25 protein-coding genes are annotated in these 18,617 nt (G+C 40.6%); all 25 read right to left on the reverse strand.

Going from position 1 to position 18,617, the window contains the following annotated elements; genetic code table 11:
- Positions 1-2 precede the first annotated feature (2 nt).
- Entirely contained in the window at positions 3-218 is a 216-nt protein-coding gene (locus F975_RS09365) for a hypothetical protein (RefSeq protein WP_004752656.1), read from the reverse strand.
- Positions 215-1,249 carry a baseplate hub domain-containing protein gene (locus tag F975_RS09370; RefSeq protein ID WP_004752657.1) on the reverse strand — a complete coding sequence of 345 codons (1,035 nt, stop codon included), beginning with the start codon at positions 1,247-1,249 and terminating at the stop codon, positions 215-217. The genes F975_RS09365 and F975_RS09370 overlap by 4 nt, the downstream gene beginning before the upstream one ends.
- Positions 1,250-1,251: 2 nt before the next feature.
- Positions 1,252-2,397: a hypothetical protein gene (locus tag F975_RS09375; RefSeq protein WP_004752659.1), complete on the reverse strand. Its 1,146-nt coding sequence runs from the start codon at positions 2,395-2,397 to the stop codon at positions 1,252-1,254.
- A gap of 99 nt (positions 2,398-2,496) precedes the next feature.
- Entirely contained in the window at positions 2,497-2,676 is a 180-nt protein-coding gene (locus tag F975_RS09380) for a hypothetical protein (RefSeq protein WP_004752661.1), read from the reverse strand.
- Entirely contained in the window at positions 2,673-6,773 is a 4,101-nt protein-coding gene (locus F975_RS09385; RefSeq protein WP_004752662.1) for a transglycosylase SLT domain-containing protein, read from the reverse strand. The genes F975_RS09380 and F975_RS09385 overlap by 4 nt, the downstream gene beginning before the upstream one ends.
- Before the next feature lie 64 nt (positions 6,774-6,837).
- Complete coding sequence (locus F975_RS09390; protein ID WP_004752664.1) at positions 6,838-7,440, reverse strand: hypothetical protein; 603 nt, start codon at positions 7,438-7,440, stop codon at positions 6,838-6,840.
- A 26-nt stretch (positions 7,441-7,466) separates the two neighbouring features.
- Entirely contained in the window at positions 7,467-7,880 is a 414-nt protein-coding gene (locus F975_RS09395) for a hypothetical protein (RefSeq protein ID WP_034425922.1), read from the reverse strand.
- Between the two features lie 66 nt (positions 7,881-7,946).
- Positions 7,947-8,711: a BRO-N domain-containing protein gene (locus tag F975_RS09400; protein ID WP_004752668.1), complete on the reverse strand. Its 765-nt coding sequence runs from the start codon at positions 8,709-8,711 to the stop codon at positions 7,947-7,949.
- 349 nt (positions 8,712-9,060) lie between these two features.
- Positions 9,061-9,273: a hypothetical protein gene (locus F975_RS09405; RefSeq protein ID WP_004752670.1), complete on the reverse strand. Its 213-nt coding sequence runs from the start codon at positions 9,271-9,273 to the stop codon at positions 9,061-9,063.
- A gap of 5 nt (positions 9,274-9,278) precedes the next feature.
- Positions 9,279-9,818, reverse strand: coding sequence for a phage tail assembly chaperone family protein, TAC (locus F975_RS09410; RefSeq protein ID WP_004752672.1), 540 nt, complete (start codon positions 9,816-9,818; stop codon positions 9,279-9,281).
- A 39-nt stretch (positions 9,819-9,857) separates the two neighbouring features.
- Entirely contained in the window at positions 9,858-10,319 is a 462-nt protein-coding gene (locus tag F975_RS09415) for a phage tail tube protein (protein ID WP_004752673.1), read from the reverse strand.
- Between the two features lie 70 nt (positions 10,320-10,389).
- Positions 10,390-10,740: a DUF3168 domain-containing protein gene (locus tag F975_RS09420; RefSeq protein WP_004752675.1), complete on the reverse strand. Its 351-nt coding sequence runs from the start codon at positions 10,738-10,740 to the stop codon at positions 10,390-10,392.
- The gene (locus tag F975_RS09425) at positions 10,737-11,309 is read right to left on the reverse strand and encodes an HK97-gp10 family putative phage morphogenesis protein (RefSeq protein ID WP_004752677.1); all 573 of its coding nucleotides are present in this window, start codon (positions 11,307-11,309) and stop codon (positions 10,737-10,739) included. The genes F975_RS09420 and F975_RS09425 overlap by 4 nt, the downstream gene beginning before the upstream one ends.
- A gap of 3 nt (positions 11,310-11,312) precedes the next feature.
- Positions 11,313-11,663: a phage head closure protein gene (locus F975_RS09430; RefSeq protein ID WP_004752680.1), complete on the reverse strand. Its 351-nt coding sequence runs from the start codon at positions 11,661-11,663 to the stop codon at positions 11,313-11,315.
- Between the two features lie 3 nt (positions 11,664-11,666).
- Complete coding sequence (locus tag F975_RS09435; protein WP_034425924.1) at positions 11,667-11,903, reverse strand: hypothetical protein; 237 nt, start codon at positions 11,901-11,903, stop codon at positions 11,667-11,669.
- 51 nt (positions 11,904-11,954) lie between these two features.
- Entirely contained in the window at positions 11,955-12,098 is a 144-nt protein-coding gene (locus F975_RS15855; RefSeq protein ID WP_004752683.1) for a hypothetical protein, read from the reverse strand.
- 2 nt (positions 12,099-12,100) lie between these two features.
- A complete protein-coding gene (locus F975_RS09440) occupies positions 12,101-12,385 on the reverse strand; it encodes a head-tail connector protein (RefSeq protein WP_004752685.1) in 285 nt (94 codons plus the stop codon).
- A complete protein-coding gene (locus F975_RS09445; protein ID WP_004752687.1) occupies positions 12,366-13,643 on the reverse strand; it encodes a phage portal protein in 1,278 nt (425 codons plus the stop codon). Before F975_RS09445 ends, F975_RS09440 begins: the two co-directional genes overlap by 20 nt.
- Entirely contained in the window at positions 13,644-13,820 is a 177-nt protein-coding gene (locus tag F975_RS15715; protein ID WP_004752689.1) for a hypothetical protein, read from the reverse strand.
- 62 nt (positions 13,821-13,882) lie between these two features.
- Positions 13,883-15,205 (reverse strand): phage major capsid protein, encoded by a 1,323-nt coding sequence (locus tag F975_RS09450; RefSeq protein ID WP_004752691.1) that lies wholly within the window; start codon positions 15,203-15,205, stop codon positions 13,883-13,885.
- Positions 15,202-15,831: an HK97 family phage prohead protease gene (locus F975_RS09455; RefSeq protein WP_004752693.1), complete on the reverse strand. Its 630-nt coding sequence runs from the start codon at positions 15,829-15,831 to the stop codon at positions 15,202-15,204. The genes F975_RS09450 and F975_RS09455 overlap by 4 nt, the downstream gene beginning before the upstream one ends.
- A gap of 45 nt (positions 15,832-15,876) precedes the next feature.
- On the reverse strand, positions 15,877-16,143 hold the full coding sequence (locus F975_RS09460) for a hypothetical protein (RefSeq protein WP_004752695.1): 267 nt from the start codon (positions 16,141-16,143) through the stop codon (positions 15,877-15,879).
- Positions 16,144-16,338: a hypothetical protein gene (locus F975_RS09465; RefSeq protein ID WP_004752697.1), complete on the reverse strand. Its 195-nt coding sequence runs from the start codon at positions 16,336-16,338 to the stop codon at positions 16,144-16,146.
- Positions 16,339-16,346: 8 nt separating this feature from the next.
- On the reverse strand, positions 16,347-18,035 hold the full coding sequence (locus tag F975_RS09470) for a terminase large subunit (protein WP_004752698.1): 1,689 nt from the start codon (positions 18,033-18,035) through the stop codon (positions 16,347-16,349).
- A gap of 1 nt (position 18,036) precedes the next feature.
- Positions 18,037-18,510 (reverse strand): terminase small subunit, encoded by a 474-nt coding sequence (locus F975_RS09475; RefSeq protein ID WP_004752700.1) that lies wholly within the window; start codon positions 18,508-18,510, stop codon positions 18,037-18,039.
- Positions 18,511-18,617 lie beyond the last annotated feature (107 nt).

An 18,617-nucleotide genomic window follows, 5' to 3' on the forward strand; every position in this document is an offset into this window, starting at 1 on the left:
AGTTATGCCTTTTTCTTGATGGCTTGCGGTGTGCCCGCCTGAAAAGCCACGCAGTTGGGTGCAACATCACAGGTGCCAAAAATCACGGGAATGGATGAACCTTCATCAGCAGTGGTTGCTTCAAGCTTGCCCGCGCTCAATGTTGATTTGATACCTTTGCGGGCTTGTAATACGGTAAAAATCGAAAGAACGGCAATCGCTGCCCATACCCAAATCATATAATCCTCGTTGTGGTCGGGTTATCTTCAGGAATAAAAGAAAAACCCATGAAATTGTCGGTATTGCCAAAGCCATCACAGGCAGTTAGTGATTTCATGCAACCAGGATAAACATAGACATAATGCACATTGGCAGCGGCCGTATCGTAGCTGGCTTGAGCTGTTATTTTGGCTGCAAGTGCAACATCTAAGTCAATCTGTTCCTGATGGACAATTGTTTGTGCTGCTGCATAATCATCTGCATAAGTCGGACTACTTGGATCAAGTGCATCACGATCCACAACAGCAGCATCAAAATTTTCCTGTGCTGTGGCCCGATTACTTTCAGCCGTGGCAAGTGCGGTTGTCGCATCAGCCAGTGCCTGCAGTGCTTCATCCGTAGTCAGGTAATCAGCGAGTGAATCAAGTCGACGAATCAAGGTAATGCTATTGCCAGAACTGGCTTCGATGCCAACGTTCACACTATTGCTATTTTCCAACATGCCAAGTCTGAAATAACTGTCGACATAACTCTCAAGACCGCGCAGCGCGACTGCACTTCCGTTCACCGAAACCAGTGTTGTTCTAACTTTCCAGTCGTCCTTATTCAGTTTGCAGCCTGTGCCATACAAGTCATGTGAACAGGTGCGCTGGTACTTGTAACGTGCACCCACGCGCGCCAGACTGGTATAGTCATTTTCAAAGGTTAGAACGATGGTTGCAGCGTCAGGCTTGACACCAGTTAAACGTCCCTGCCAAAGTAATGAAACTGTACCGCTCTGATACTTGCTGAGTGTCAGAAAAACCACCTCTTCCAGTGCCGATCGCAGACAGCTTTGGGCAAATTCAGAGTCCGCCGCAAAGGTCACTTCCAGGCTATTTTTCTCCAGATCACTACTGGAGCTGATTGAACCGCGTTTAATGGCCAACTTAGTCCAGGTAACTCCGCCAACAATGACATCCTTATCTCCTGAGCTATAACGAAAGATTTGTGCACCGCGCACGATGGTATAAAGCTCACGTCGGGTTCTTTCTCCAAAAAGTCCAAACATATTTAAACTCCCAATTCCAGAATCGGCACAGCAACCTCGGCAATACCTGCCCCCTGATAATTTAGTGTGATGTTGTCAGCATCGAGGCGATGTAACCCCAGATAGGAAATCCGTTGAATACTCGCTGCAGCCTTGTTCAGCGCAGGTGAAATCGTCAGTTGCACGGTAGAGACTGACGTTAAAGCAGATGCCGTGATTGTGTGTGCTGTCCAAATACCATTGCATTTGATTGCAATATGCTTGCGCTGATCGGCAAGCTGCTTGTATTGATCGGCTTCAACCAATAGCGTTGTGGTGACTGTTCCCGTGCTTTTACTGCGTAAATTGGATTCATAGGTGGGTAGCCAAAACGGGCGATAACGACCTTGCCGCCGAAACAGAAAATTCTTATAGTCACGAATCTGCTGCTGCCCTTTCAGCACCGCCCGATACTGCTTGCTGTAACGGGCAAAATTCCAGTCGGAACTTTGGTAAATATCGCCCATTTCATTGTCTAAAATATTCTGCTGCTGATTTATCTTGGCTTCCATAGCATTTCCTGAGTACGTTAACCCAAAGAAATACAGATCATCGCCCAAGAATTGCACTGGAGTATCAGGCTCAATCGCTGGCTCATCGACTACAACAAAGTCAACCGACATGGAGGCATGAATGCCACTGATATTGCGGGTGATGTCCCTGTTAATAAAGCAGACTCGCACTGGGTATAACTTTGCGCTGTCAAAATGAATGACTTCACTCAGTTTTAACCCTGTTGCCTGTACTTCAAGTATTTCGACCAGTTGTAAGTCAGTAGCATTCTTCAGCAATGCCAGAGAATTATCCCGAAAATCATAAATGTCGGTGTTGCAGGCAATGAAATCACTGCTGACATCACCTACAAATTGACGTTCCTGATACAGTGGCACAGCCCAAAGTTGACGAACTCCGCCCCACTGCACATTGAACTGTTGAGCTACAGCTTGACGTACACTCAAAGAAGAAAAGCTCAGCGTTTGCCGAGCTTTGTCCTTGAGTGGAGTGCGTTGTTCTGTACCGTCCGAGGCTTCAAAAATATCGGTTTTAAAGCTGATACTTTCATTTGCCCCAACCAGTACAGGCGTGGTGAGCAAAATCAGATCACCATACAAATTGGTATTTACGATCATTTAAGACCTATAAAATAAAAAACCACTATTTATAGCAGTTGTGTCTTATATGAAATTTAATAATGCTATAAAGCTCACTTAAATTAAGATCTATAGCTATTAACCAAAAAACTTATGAATCAGTCGCTGAAAATAATGCTTTTTACGCATCGGCTTCTGTTTCATGCCATCCAAATATCGTTGACATATCTTTTTCCCACGATCTGACTGCATAAACTGCTGTACAGCTTCAGGAGTAAGTACATTGCGTTGCTCTAACTTAATTTCAATTTTGCTCATCCGATTATCGCCTTGATTGAACTACGGTTATTCCGAATAAAATTGGTGAAGACACGAGTACCCGCAGTGGTTCCCATAAAATCACCCACGATGGATGGGTCTAAAATGTTGTTAATTTGCAAATGTTGCGGTTGACTTGCTTGCGTTGTTTGTGAATTTTGTGCTAATTGAACATCTAAATTTGCACTTAAAGCACTACCCGCATTAAAATCCAACGTTTTAGTACCACCAACAATCCCGCCATCAGCGCGCATAGCAGGCAATTTCCCTGTTTGGTTGATATAGTCAAGCGTACTAACCCCCAATTGCTTTACTGCACTTGCTTTCAATACATATTCATTATTAGAAAGCATTGCAGGAATTGAATCTGACGTTTCAGTTCCCGCACCACGGACATGACCACCTGTTGCAAAGTTTGCTGCAACACTAGAAATGTTAGAGATAACTGATGCAGTTGCAGCTGCAACAGAAGCCATTGCTGCTAAGTTAGCAGGCCACGGATTCGCAGCGGCTTGAGCAATACCCTGCTGAATTGCAATAATAGACTGAGCAATTGCAAATGCTTTTTGAACAGCAAATGCAGCCTTATATGCTGCTGATTGTTCTCCAAATGCCGTTTTCATCATGTCAGTCATAGAGCCAAAAATCTGCTCACCGTAACTTAATTCTGTCTGCAATTGCAGTTGCTTAGAAACAAGTTGAATGTCTTGCTCACGCTTTGCAGCATCAGCGAGAATTTGTGCACGTTCTTGTTCGCCTTTAGTCACAATTGCAGTCAATTGTGTTTGATAGTCTTGTTCTGATAAAAGATTGTTACTATGTTTATCTTTTAACTCATCTATTAAGCCATTTTGAGCATTCTTACTTGACGCAAGCTGTGACTCACGTAAATCATTACTGCCCTTGTGCAAATCAGCAATTGTTTGCTTGTTTACATCAAACTGATTTGCTGAAAACCCAATAGCAGATAAATAGGCTTGCTGATATGACTTTTGTGCATCCTTCGCTGCTTTATCAAGCGTTTTTTGTTGAACCAATTCTAAATAAGCCCAACGAATATCAATCTCCTCTTTACTTATGCCTGTTGTGTTTTTCAACAAATCACGCTCAAGCTTGTAACGCTCAACAAGCAATGCTTGTTCTGAAACCAATCCTTCTTTTGCATTCAGAATACGACTATCACGCTCAAGTTCAGCATTTTTTAAGTTATGCTGAAAGTCTGCATCTTTTGCAGCAAGTAAGTCTTTTCGTGCTTCATCAGACAACGTTTTGTCCTTAACAATTCCATCACGTTCAAATGCATACTGCTGTTTCATATACTCAATTGAGTCCATAGTCGCTTGCTTTGCAGATAAAACTTGCTGAGCTTCTTCGCGTTTGACTGCATCAATTTCAGACTGCATTTGACGATCTAGCGTTGCTTTATCTGCGTCTTTCTCAGGTTGCTTCTTACTCAAATCAGCATCTATAAGCTGCTTTTTAACTGCATACTCATTTTTTAACTGAGTAATACGATCTGTTTCAAAAGCATGTAGCTGGTTATATTCCTCCTTCTCTTGAGCATGTAGGGTTATGAGTTGACTTTTATATAGCTCAGCCTGTTTTGCTAAAGCATCTGTACGTGCTGATCCAGTCAAAGTAGAATTAATCGCTTTTTTGGCATCGGTATTATCCTGAGCAAGTAGTTGCTCTTTGGTGTAATACTTTTTCTTAAGCTCAAGCTCTTTATTTTGGTGGTCTTGATCTGCTTGAAGCATATTCGCCATAGCAGCTAATTGATCAGCTTGTGATGGCATAGACATTGACGTATCAACTTTAGTGCTGTTATTAGCACCTGCCGCATACTTTAATACTCGTTGTCCATGATTTTGCATCTCTTTAGCTTTAGCGGGTGACAAATAGCCAATACCACCAATTTCTTGGTAACCACTCTTAGTACGAACACGATCTGAGATACGACCAGCTTTGAGCGCATCTACACCAGCTGGGCCACCGTTATACGCCATAATAGCATCAAGCCAATTACCATATTTTTTGTAATTTTTAATCAAGTCTTGGGTTGCGGCTTGTGTGTCTCTGACAGGATTATTCACTTCTCCTTGAAGTATTTTTGCATACTGATCTCTAAAAACTTGTGTAGTTTGTAATAAGCCCTTAGCCCCTGTTGAGCTTTTTGCATTAATATTACCAGCAGACTCTGTTGCAATTAACCCAGTAATTAAACCTGCTGGCAAACCACCTGATTTTGCTACATCTTCCAAGCTATATTTTACTACCGCAGCAACTGCTCCAGAGATTCTCTTTTTGTCATCGTTATTTAAGTCGTAGTTCTTTTGACTAAACCCCATATTTGCAATACGTAACTGATCTTTATCTAATGCTGTATTTAAATTCATCCCCGACGATGTTTTAAAATCTGCAAAATATTCAGCTTTTTCACGACTAGCGCCCGCTTTTACATTTGAATTAATATAATCCTGACGTTGCTTATCTCCCAAAATGTTAGTTAATGCTTCACGCTGCTTCTGTGTATAAGTATTCCACTTATCTGGCATGATACCTAATAAACGGGCTTGATCTGATAAAGCCATGTTTAATTTTTCTTGAGATTTTCTATTTGTATCTGTCACACCAGACAATGCATCAACAACCTTTTTTTGGTTATCTAAAGCTGTTTTTGCGCTATCTGTTTTTTCAGCAAATTTAACTGAAGTTGCAATCTGTTGGTCAGTATAAATCCCAAGTTTAGACATTCCATCCGCAAAATCTGTCGCTGAAATTTTGCCATTTTTGAAATTGGCAACCAGATCATCAACAGCTTTTAATGCATCTTTACTATTTGCATTTACATAAGCAATTTGTACAGCAGAATCATAAAACGCTGCGTTTGCATCATCATAAGCCTGTTGTGTTTTCTTTAAGTCTTCAGCAGCATCATAGGCAAATGCTTTTTTCTTAGCACTACTTAAATTGTTGTAATGTCCTACCAAATCAGAAATTGACTTACCTTGACTATCAAATGCATCTGTTGCATCTTCAGTTTTTCGAGTCATCGCATAGTAAGTACCGCCTGCAATTGCAACTTGTACACCCAAAGCAATTAAACCTAATGGCCCACCGACAAGGCTAAGCATTGCGCCACCCAAACCACGTGTAACCGTAGTCAAAGTAATGGTTTCTCCAGCCATTCGAGCAAGTGCGATCTGATAACGTGTATATTCAACAAGACTCGCAGCCGCTTGATAACCAGCTAATCCAAACGACAAAGCAAGACGAGTCCCAATTACCGCAGCCAATGCAACAGCAGCCGCTTCAACTTTATCAAAGTTATCAGCAACAACTTCAACAACAGGAATTACACCACTTATTAATGTGTTTTGAATACCCTGCCACTGCAAATCTAATAACTGTAAATTTTGTTTTGCATTAGTTAAACTTTTAATCATGTCATCCGACATGATTGCCCCTGCATTTTTTGCAGCATCACCCCATTTTTTAAAGCCTGCACCACCGTTTTGTAAAAGCGGAATAAGCAAAGAAGAATCAGAAATGATTGCTTCCATATAGAACTTCATGTCGTTTTGAGACGCGCCAGCTTTTTCTAAAGAGTTGTAGTAAAGCTGCAAGGCTTCTGGTCCACTTAACTTTTGAAATTGTTGAATAGTTACACCAACACGTGGGGCAATATTTATAAAAAAATCTGCCAATGGCCCACCGCCAGTTTGTTGAAAATCGCCTATGCGGTCTTGCATATCTTTCATCTGATCTGCAAATTTTTCGATACTAATTCCTGCAGTTTCAGCACCCTTGGCATAGTATTGAAACTGGCCTGTCGACGCATTTGAAAGTTTTGCAAAGCGTTCAATTTCATTACCAGCATTAATGACTTTTTCACTATATGCAACAATACCAGCGACAGACAAACCACCCGTAACTGCAACAAAGCCTTTTACCGCAAGGCTTGCAATATCAAATGATTCTGCAATTGCTTTGGTTGACTTCTGTGTTTGTCTTTCTGCGCGGCTCAAAGGTTCTGTATAACCTGCAATTCTGGCAACAAGATCTAGTGTCAAGCGCCCAAGTGATGCTGTTGCCATGTGTTTCTCCAAATTTCAGGCAATAAAAAACCGCCTTTCGGCGGTGATTTTCAATAAGAGTATATTAACTGTTGTTTACACAGACTTTAAATTTCTCAGCAAGTTGATGAATTGTATCTACAACTACTGGTGCGCGTGCACCACCCCATGTTCCAACTGGATTAAAGCCATCATTTGATACTGATCCACTGTTTTTTTGCGCTCTTAGAATATTTTGGAATACAAGTTTTGTTTTCCCACCCTCATCCCATATCTTTGCATCATATTGAATAATATCTACAACAAAACCACCCATTTGCGGCTTAGTTCTAATATTTCCTGTGAACACTATAATTTTATTATTTTCATCAAGATATTTAATAGAGCTACCACCACCAACGACCTGATTATTATTTTTTTGATAGTAGTTCCCCGTATATTGCCCCACAAAACTTCCAGCCGTATCTTGCAATGTCACACTATTATTCGAAAATGAATCTATACCACAAAATTTTATCTTACTAAATGCTAATGGTTTTTCAGATATAAATGACTCATCAATCTTGTCAATTTGCGTTTGCTTCCCACCTGTTTGCATACTAACGGTTGAAACATTTGAAGGCAATTGAATCGGAGCTTGTACACACCCAACCAAAGCCAAAACCGACATTAAAACTATTTTTCTCATATTTCACCTTTTCAATCTTATTAGAATTAGTTTTTGCAGTTCATATCGTAATATTTAGAAAATGCTTGCTGGCTATCAAACCCTGATTCACGCAAAGAACGTAACTTATCAGTTATACGTTCCCCTACATAGCTATCAAGCTCGGAAACACTTTTATCTGGATAAATTTTTCTATATCTATTTGTTAATTCTTCAGTCCAAACCTTATATATTCCAATACCCTGACCTATTTTCATTGATGCAGCAGTACACTTTGCTAAATTAACTATATCCATTTTAGGATTAATATTTACAATTTTTGCAGCCTTATCTTTCTGCTCCTCAGCATATTTGTTTAAATCAGAACCCTGTTTTTGGTCTATAGGCTTACTTTTTTCTGTTTTACTACAACCATTTAAACTAAGCATAGCAAAGCAAAAAACCAATATTATTTTTTTCACACCAAAACCCCATCAAATGATTATTTAATGAGGTTAGCGAATTTAAAACCTTAAAGCTAGCTTAAATTAACCAGTATTTCGACTCATCAATGCCAAACAATCTGCATTAAATAATCCTTGTAACTGTTCATTTTTACTCAAACTATAGGTGTTTACAGATTTTCGCATATCATTTAACAACCCATCCAACAACTGAATCGGTGCATTTTCACGTAGCAAATGCTTCATCATTAGCTGTTCACATTCATCACGAGCATTAAAATACGGCTCTACAATGCTAAAAATACGCTGAAACTCTTTAGCTAATAAAGGTAAATGCTTAACCTCAAATTTATTGGGTGATGGCACACCCGTTGCCTGACGCAAAGCATAATGAATTGCTTTGGTAAAGGCATCCTTGCGTCCAACGTGATGTGTACAGACCACCACCAAGCGTTTAATTTTTTGCATATCTGCACTGGTTAAATATTCGCGCGGTTCAGATTGTGCAATATCGTATTTACCTGTTTTACGAATACTTGGCAGAACTTCAGACGTGACCCATTTTTTAAATTGTTTTGCTTCAGGCTTACGACTTTTTAAAATACATGAATACAACCCAGATTCATTAATGATTGTCATTGGTCGACTTTGCTCTACACCATTCTCAGACCTGATATGCAGATTGTGCATAGCAGCTTCATCAGCATCTAAGTTACGTGTCATTTGAGGTGCTGATGGATAATCTAGTGCATTTGCAATATCAGCAGCAACAAACCAAAGTTCACCATTAATATCAATGATGCGAATATTGTGTGATTCATGAAACGTAAAATTTGAAATAGCATTCATGATGAATACCCCTTTTGATATAGGAATGTTCACCACCGATTGAGACCAATCAATTTAGGTGGCGAGTTAAGTAGGATTGGTCTTACCAGTCAAAAGGTTCTGGCGCACCGAAGTGCTCCCACCTAACCCGCCATAACGGGTGCTTTTCTACAGGGTGCAGAAAGCTATAGGCAATAAAAAACCGCTACAGCGGTCATTTGACCTTTTGACATAATTGGAGACCAATCCAAACATCAGATTTTGCTGATGCCTTTTTAAAGTAAATGGATTTGCACATTCTGTCAATCACTCTAGCGAAATCTAATCTTAGTTAGTTTTTTAGTAAAAAGCTAACTTTTAATTAGATTTTTTATACCAACCCTGTGGCTAAAGCATCAAACAAATCCATTTCAGGTTCTTCTGGAATGTCTTCATGTGGCATAAGTGACAAAGCATCAATTCGATGTTGCTCTTTAACTTTACCATTATGATAAAACGCCATCAGGTTTCCTACAGCTTGTTCAACTCGGCGACCAATGTTCAAACTACCTCGTTTAAAACGATAGGCTCGCCAAATTGCCATTTCCGCTAAACTGATTCGCTGCTCTGCTTCTGCAATGGTTCTTCCGCCAATTCCGTTAAGGACGAGTTCACAGAGGAGTTCGTTTCGCTCAAGTTCTTCGTCCGTGACTTTCCCAAAAAATTATTTATATCATCGGAAAGTTTATAAACGGCTGCAATAAAGTTTGGGTCTGAATCGTACACGTCTTGAATAGAATCAAAGAAAGCTTTGCCCATTTCATCCAAACATACACTCCCCAAAATTTGGGCAGCTTGTAAGCGGTCAGAGTCTACTGATTTAAGTTTAGAGTTTTCTATGTTCTCAAAATCAATATCCCAATCAAAAGACTTTGCCGCATCCCGTCCTGCTTTAAAGTTTAATCGCTTAATGAATACTTGACCTTCCAACTCAACCGAATCATCAATTTGAAGTTCTGCGTTAGCAGTTAAAGCCTTTAGTTCTTCAATGTTGTTTTCATTTACAGTAACGAACCACTTTACTAAACGCTCAATCGGAGCGCCCGTCTTTGTTAAATTTTTCGCTTTTTTAAAATCGATTTTAGCCATGTTGTTCTCGAAAAAAATAGCCCCATAAGGGGCTAAGAGTTAAGGGGTACGAAGAATCGTATTCACAGAACTGGTACGCACCAGCGGGAAGGCATACGTCCAGACACCATCCGCTTCAATTTTTGGAGCTGATTTATTCAGGTAACCCGTAAATGTTGCCCAATTTCGAGTTGTCGGAAGCGTTACATTGCCGTTGGTGACAGTCGGTGCAGCATCATCACCTTTTGAACCGACAAACCAACTTAGTTCTGTTCCTGCTTCAGCAAGACTTAGCGCAGTTGCATGCGATGTATTTTCATCATCAAGCTGAACAGTCAAAGTACCTTCACCAGGATCAACTATACCTTTTTCATAAGATTTTTCTTCATCATCTAAACACGTTACATCAATTTTAGACGTTGAATCAGAACCTAAATCAACTGCGTTATAACAAGTGAAACGAACAATTGCGCCTGCAACTAAGGCATAAATCTTCGTTCCTTGGGCTTTAATACGTGCCATGAGTAGCTACTCCTCAATTTTTTGGCATAAAAAAAGCACCCCAAATGGAGTGCTTGCTAAATTTTAAAAACTAATCTGAATCATTCAGCCATACGGCTTCAAAACTCATACTTCGTGAACCTTGAGGCGGTATACCTGTATTCACAAAACCCGAGATATTGCATTGATATTTAAGTGCAGAACGTACCGCTTTATATACTGCATACGCTTCGCTTTCGTTTTTTCCGTAACAATCAACTTGAAGATGCAAGCGATCCACAGTTGCAGGTTCATCAATATCATTAAAAGGTTCACCACCTGTAATGAACCATGTCACGAATGGATATTGAGTATTTTCAGGTGCTAAATCTTTATAAATTCGATCTGCAACTAATGCGGCCACATCAGTATTGGCATTTAGCACATTAAAAACAGGAATCATAATTTTGCTAACTCCTTATCAATTTCTGCACTAAATACTGCTGCAAAATCATTTGTCACATTACTGATGTTGTTCTGCAATGCTGGACGCATAAACGGACGTGCTGCCGCGGACTCGACTTTTTTCCCAAAAAAATCAACACCATTAGTTAAAACTTTTGTTTTATTTTTAGCAATTACATCACCTCGCCCAAATTCAATGAACCGCCAATAAAAAGTATCACCACCAGGATTCGCCTTATCGCCATCGGTTTTGTAGGTTTTCCCAGCCAAACCTTTACGAATATTGGCTTTAGACTTCACATAATACCGCGCACCACCACGAATTCCGACACGCATCATCACATTTTCGCCTGAAATTCTGCCCGCTCTAATCGTTATGTTTTTCCAGATTCGTTCAGTCGTTCTTGGGTCATCCACAAGTTTTGAGTTAGAAATTGCAGCTTTACGCACAACTGCCATTGCTTTACGCGTTGCACGTTTAGCAGCATTTTTGGCGGCTTTACCATTTGACAGCATTGCAAGCTTAGCTTCGACTTCACCCAAACCATGAATATATTGTTCTGCCATAGATCACTCCCATTCTTTTAAACCTTCAGCAAGGTTCAAAGTCAGATATTCACGACGACTATTTAAGTCATGTTTCGGATTACCATCTATGCGATACAATACGCCATCAAACAAAACTCGATATGTCGTATCTACTTGAGCAACTTTTGAAGAATAACGAATCGTGGCCCGAGCTTGTAATGTCCCTTGAGCTGCACGATCCGCAATCATATCTTTGGTAGACAAGTCTGCAACCGATGCCCAAACTGTCGCAAAATCTACCCAAGCCGCAGCCGTTTGCATACCGTTGTTGTCACGTCCAGCGGTAACGTATTGCTGAATCGTAATACGATGTCTTAAAGCGCCAGCTTGCATAAATTAATCATCCATAAATTGTGGCTTATCAGGATCAGGCTTTTCATCACCGATCAAATCAATCAGACTTTGTACCTGATTCATCAATTGACTGTTCTGATCCACTATTACGATCAACTGTTGATTCTGAGTTACTACTGTTTGCATCAGACTCGTCATCATCTGACTTTGCGCTGTCATCGCTTCGAGTAGTTTGTTGATTGTTTCTGTTGATGAGTCGTTGCCAAGACTGTTTTGCATTTTCGACTTGCTGTTTAATCCACTGTCTACGTTCTTCACAAGATTTACATGTCATTTTTGCCATGCCTCCCAAGCCAATTGAATCGCCATCACACGAAATACGCCATTTTCATGAATAAATAGGCGTTCACCGTGCGAGAAAATAAGTGTGGTATAGCATGGCGATTGTTGTACCCAGTTAATAAATTCTTCCATTGCTATAGCACCAAAGGTGTGTAATATGGATTTAAAATTGCCAAAACTGGTTCAGGCAGAAAGTACCCATTGCTAGGCATTTCTTTTTCAATGTTGCGGTACTGGTCGTAATAACCACATAGCAACAAAATGGCCCGTTGCTGAATTTTATTTTCAGCATCAAACTTTGTTGAAACGTGGTCTTTAACGGCTTGCTCTGCTGTTTCTAATAGCATTTGCAAATCGTCTACATCAAAACCATCGTCATATTTTAAGTTTCTGGCAACATCATTGACCGTTAGAGCCATCATTACCCCCCGTAGATTTTCCTGAATTACTCGAAAATGGATCATCTTTCGCATCACGTTTAGCCAAAGCGTCCAAACTATAGTTTTGCTGCTGCATATAGGGTGTATCACCACCAGAAACAGGCTTCAGATTGAACTTAATACGAGCCTCATTCGGTGCAATAATCCCGCCTTTGACACCATTGCTGTAATAGGTCATCTGTGAATTACTATCCATACGAATAAGACCATCCGTATTGAAAAACACTTCCAGACCTAAAGCTTTTAAGTCAAAGGTATCATCTAGTAGATTTTCAATGGCTTCGATTGGGCTTTGCAGACAGTCCACATAGTAAATGAGGTTCATGTCTTCAACTTTCTGCCCCTGCGGGATACCCCCCAAACCAATCTTGAATGCTGGTACATGGAAAACTGAACAACAGACTTCGGCAGAAAGCTTATGTTGCTCAATCAATTGAGCATCTGAAGCAGGCATACTGAGCTGGACATACTTCATATCACCGCCAAGTACTGCGGTCTTACCTATATTTCCCGATGAATAATTTTGGTTCCAGGCATCACGGATTTTCTTGGCATCATCCTCAGCAATTTTCCCTGGTGCAGTCAGAATTCCACTTGGTCGGCTCATGTTATGAAAGAAATTTGCACCATAGTTTTGTATGGCAACCCCACCAGATGCGGCAAGGACACATGCCGAAATTGGGCTTAGACCTACCAGCGGGTGATAAAAGCAATTCCAGCGATCATGAATAATTTCAGATGCAGGCAAAATAATCGATTGTGATTGCTGTGCAAGTTTATCGATCCCGATCTGATAGAAAACCTCACCAGCATCACTAACCAATGGCGTGACAAGATCAGGATTCAGCACAAATAACTGCTGCACTAAGCCAAAGGCATCACGAAATTTCAAAACATAGGTGTTACCACGTGTCAGTTTTGAAATTGCCCAATGCTCAATAAATTGCTGCATAGTCTGAAAACGATTGGGCTTCTGTAGAAACTTAAAGCGTGGATCTTTAACCGTCGTCCAAACTTCCCCATCTTTCTTACGTAATTCGAGAGGAAGTTTTCCTAAATCTTTAGAAACCAGCGAAACGCATGAAAAAACGGCATGAAAAGATAGTAAATCTTCACGCTTTAACCCCATATTTCGCTGCCAAGCACCTGTAAATGGCTCATTTATGATTGGAGACCACCCACCACCGCTAACAGGTGACATGGATTTTTTGCGTAAAAACTTACTCAATATGCCCATTTAATCACCTTTTTTTGCAGATTTTTTATCTTGTTCAGCAGGCTTAATCGATTGATTATCTGAAATAACCTCAGCAGCACCCAATTGAATCAAAACATTTGCCTCATAATCTTGAAGGTCATGTACAGATCCAGCCTGACCAGAGCAAAGATCTTTCAAAAATTTAACTTTTGGCATTTTCTCTACTCAATAAAAAGCCCCTAACAATTTAGGGGCTTTGGTTTTAAATAACTGGAGCATTAAAATTGAATATAACCTGCCGCAACACCGCGTGGCTTCCAACGAATAAAACGCTCACCACGAATCGCAATCAAATCACTTTGGTATAGGCTGACCCAAATCGGATCTGCATCAGTACCCGTATTAATTGATGCTTCTGAGCTAATCGCAAAATCTACAGCGCCATCATCAGCCAAGAGGATTTGAGATGGAATGACTAACACAATTTTATCAGTACATGCCGCTGAGATTTCGACAGGTAAAGTAAGCAGCTCTTTAAGGCCATTGATATTCATGCCTTCAAAGTATTTTTTACCCAAAGCATCACGTAATACACTTAGTTGTGCTGCACGAGTTTCTGACATCACCCAAGTTGCACCCTCCAAAGTCAGACCAGCGTCAGTTGCCTGCTTAATCACTGCGGTCAAATCTGCTTCAATTGCAGCACCAGTAACACCAGAACTTTGAATAGCAACCACACCATGTAAAATAGATGCTGGGCTATCAGCCGATTCAGCTTTTGCTGGGTCAAAGAATTGCCCATCAATAAATTCAGCTGTAGATTTAAGTAAATCATCCAAAACAAGACTGTCCGCTTTAGGATTTGAAAAGCGAACAAGCTCTTCTGAAAGCATGACAATACCAGCCACTTTTGACTTGGTTAAAGTCACACTATCAAATTTTGGATTAGTCACAGGCTTGGTTTTCGCCTCACCAACCCAACCAACTGTTGAAGTTCCTGTTTGAGATGCTAATTTGATATTAAACGGGACTTGACGCATCTTAGCTGCAAGTTTATCTACAGCAGTTTTTCCACGTAAAAGCTCGATAAACTCATTTGAAAGCACCTGAAAATCGACTAATGCAGCACCAAATGTTGCCTCAGTAGTTGTACCCACTAAAGCCTTTTGCGTCACTGCATTTTTAACAATTTCTGGCGCTTGCCATGATTCGAGCACTTGAGATGCAGTTACTGCACCTTTGCTTAATGCAGCTACTGCTTGGGCTTTAACAGCAATGGCATAGCCAATCCCTTTTGGTAAATTACTTTCAGTTGTAACTGATTTTTTACCTTGTGTTGAGTCTTTGCCTTCCTGTGGAGTATTACCTGCAACAGGTGTGGTATTTCCAGCCCAATCGGCTTGTCCTTTTTGAATATCTTCAAGGCGTTTCAAGTTTAATTGAAGGTTTGCAATTTCAGCTTCATAGCCCTTAATTGTTGTTTCATCATCACCTTCAGGGGTTTTACCTTCTTTTAATGATTTATCCATTACACCCGAGATTTTTTTCTGAGTATCTTGGATAGTTGCCTTAATTTTGTCGATATGTTCTTGCAAAGTCATACGAGTTTCACTCCAGTAGATTTAAATTTAGGTGTTTCAAGCAGCTTTACCCCACCTACTTTCGGTACTGGAGCTGCTGAATTTGTTGAAATAGGTGGCGTACATGGCAAAGATTTTTCTTGCTGACTTTCTGACTGAGTTTGCTGCTTGCCAGAATTGCAAAGTGATTTAATGCCTGTAATGGTGGCTTCTTGATTTGCAGGAATAGTCACGGCTGAAAGCTCATACCAGTCCCATTTAATGAACTTGTATCCCCAAGTTCCTTGAATATCGGCAACCTCAAGCCCACGAAAACCAATGGAAAGCCCACGAACTAGACCTGTTTTAATACTGTCCCAGGCTGTTTGCAGGCGCTGCTTTAACTCTTCAGACTCAACCTGATCAGGTTTAGTTAACTGAATTTTGACTTGAATGCCTGCATCTGTGACAACTGCATCAGTTACTTGACCAATTGGCTGTTGCTTATCGTGTTGCCATAAAAATGGTACTGGTAAAGTGAACTGAGCACCCTTTGGCTCAACAACATCATCTACACGATCAGGTGTAGGTGTTGTGGCAATGCCTTCCAGTGTCCATTGGTCTTCATTAAATGCTTTGACATTCAGCAAGCTATACGCGAGCTTCATATTTTTTAAACTCCAAAAAAAACCGCCAAATCGGCGGTTTTAAAATTAAGGTTTCTTTGGTGGGGAAGTTCTTTCACAACAGCATTCTGAATGATCTGCTGGATCAGGCAATTTAACTTCAATCGTGCAACGTGCACTGTACTCAGTGCCACGACTACCCATTGAGTTACTTAATCTAACTTCTGCACCTGGTCTTGGACTATCCAAACCAACTTGTTTCAGAACATGTTCCAACAAAATTGCTTTAATCTCATTTTCAGTAAAATAAGCTGAGATAACTTTTTTATGAACTTCAGTCTGTTGAATCCCCATTTATTTACCTCGCTTTGACTTAACTGGCTGATTCAAACGAGCCTTTAAAACACTGAGGTCTTCACAAGCCAAAAAAAATCGCTCATCAATGTGAGCGATTTCTTCAGGGGTTTTTCCACTGGTTGTACAGGCACCTAAATGTGACTGCACATGCCGCAAATCTGTCATTTGCGACTGAATTTCATGAACATTCATATAAGTCCCTATACAAAATAAACACTATGATTCTGCACTGGTGGCTCAGGATTCATTGACATCAAAGCAACCCCGTTAAATGTGGCAATCAGTGGGTCAATCTTGCCCTTGCCTGATTCTTGCTTGCGGATCGTCAAGGCATTGCCCTGATAAACACCTTTCGCATTGCCAACACACCAGTTCATCATGCGTTGCCCTGCATGTAAAAATTTACCCTCAGCAACTTTGCGCTCTGTTGTCTGTACATAGCCTGATAACTGAAAGCCTTGAGGTACACCAATCAATAATTCAAAAGGAATTTCTTCAAGCAAACCATCCTGAAGCGATGGCATGCCTAATTTATCCAATCCAATTGCAGCTTTTTCTGGAAACTTTCCTGCATCATAAATACGCTTACACAGCTTTGCAGCTTGGCTGACATCATCCCCAATATTTTGGACAATCACCAATTCCCCCGCCTGCTCAAAATCCTTGAGCACTGGAGCAATTTCTTTACGACGTTCTAAAGCAATCGGATGAACCCAGGCACGATTCCAGCAATACCAGATCGAACGGTCATGCTTATCACGACCAATGACAGCCATACCAAACAAGTCATCTAGTCCGCCACCATCAAATCCAACAGTGCAAATTTCGCTGAGATCTAAAATGGACTCGATAAAAAGCTTGTCCTTGTATGCAGATAATTGCCAGAAGTCAGCTCCTGCCCAACGATCTGCACGCTTGTTGATGCCGATTTCGACATTCAAATATTTAGCCAAGAAAATTTGGACTGAATCATCCCCATTTTCCTGAGCTTGGGCATATTTATTGAGCAAGAATCGAATATGTGTAGAGCGCCCCAAATTGGGATTGGTCACATAGAAATAATCAGGATCTAAATAACGTTCATCCTGAATCATCTGATCAGGGAACTCATACAACAGCGGTAAAAAGGATGGATTATCAATTTCACCATCACGTACTTTCCGCGCATAATCTAATTTCTTTTTAAATATTCCTGCTGGCGGTTTATCCGACTGAGTAGACAACCAAATTAAGAAACCTTCAGGGAATGAGGCCATACCACCTGTTGCTTCTTCAAGCATTGCTTCAGCATTGGCACGTTCACCAAAAATCCATAGCTCATCGACCAGGATATAAGCCCCTTTCTTACCACCTACCGATCCCGTATCCGCAGCAACAACGCTCAATACGGCTTTAGTTTTCCGATGCGTGACTGTTCGAGTGTGCTCAGAAATACTAAATAGAATTTTTAACTTGGGATCTTCAAGAATCATATCTCGAATCGGTTTAAATGAATTATCTGCAACCTCTTTCGTAGGCGCTAAAATAATAAATTCAGCCGAATGACGATCATTCAGAATAATTGCAGTGAGCATAATGCCCGCAGCAATGGTCGATTTTGTATTTTTCTTACTGATTAACAGGAAAAATTCATTAATCAGGCGCTCATTTTTTTCATAGTCATAAGCACCAAAAATTGTAGCAACAAATTCAAAAACCCACTCGCCCGTAACCTCACCAACTTTAGGCTTTCCAGCAACGTCAACCAGTGTAAGTTTTTTAAATACATTTAAAGCCATTTGGGCTTCTTCTGGAAACAACGGCTTGCAAGCGATCAGAGATTCTTTGGCTAAAATCTTCTTTTCCCAGTCTGGGCAAGCTGTTGTCCAGATCGGGGACATTGAAGACATATCAACTCACTCTTTGTTGACCACGTGCTGCACGTTGATTGCCAGCCGTTGCAAAATCATTGTCATTTTCCGAGACATCACCCGCAGCATCATCACGGCCCTGCTTCACTCCCTTTTCTGCAACCTTTCCATGTTCATAAGGCAATGCAGCTTTGGCTGCTTCAATCCGAGTCTTACGATCAATACGTGGATTTTTATAAATATATTGCAAAAACTCTAAGGAATTGGTTACAGTATCCATGTCTTTAAGTTCAGCATTGATTGCTGCCTCACCTAAAGGCATATGCTCAATTCCCCCGCCCCCCTGATGATTCAAGCTCGCCAGATGGGCAATGACCTCGGGATTTTTTGCGAGCTGGCTGCCCTGCATCGTCGCAGAGCGTTCAGAATAGCCAGCCAAGACAGCAGCCTCTTTATTTGACTTGCCCTGCAACTTTGCTTGGGCAAATGCCTTCATCTTTGCAGTTAAAGCCATTTGTTTACCTCAAAATCTTAGTTTTTGGAAAAACTTACTGAGATTTACCAGTTTTTCAAAAATGTTTAGTTATTTTTAGCCCAAAATGGGATTTTTTTTGCACGTGA

Source organism: Acinetobacter brisouisimilis (assembly GCF_000368265.1).
In the GTDB taxonomy this organism is placed as follows: domain Bacteria; phylum Pseudomonadota; class Gammaproteobacteria; order Pseudomonadales; family Moraxellaceae; genus Acinetobacter.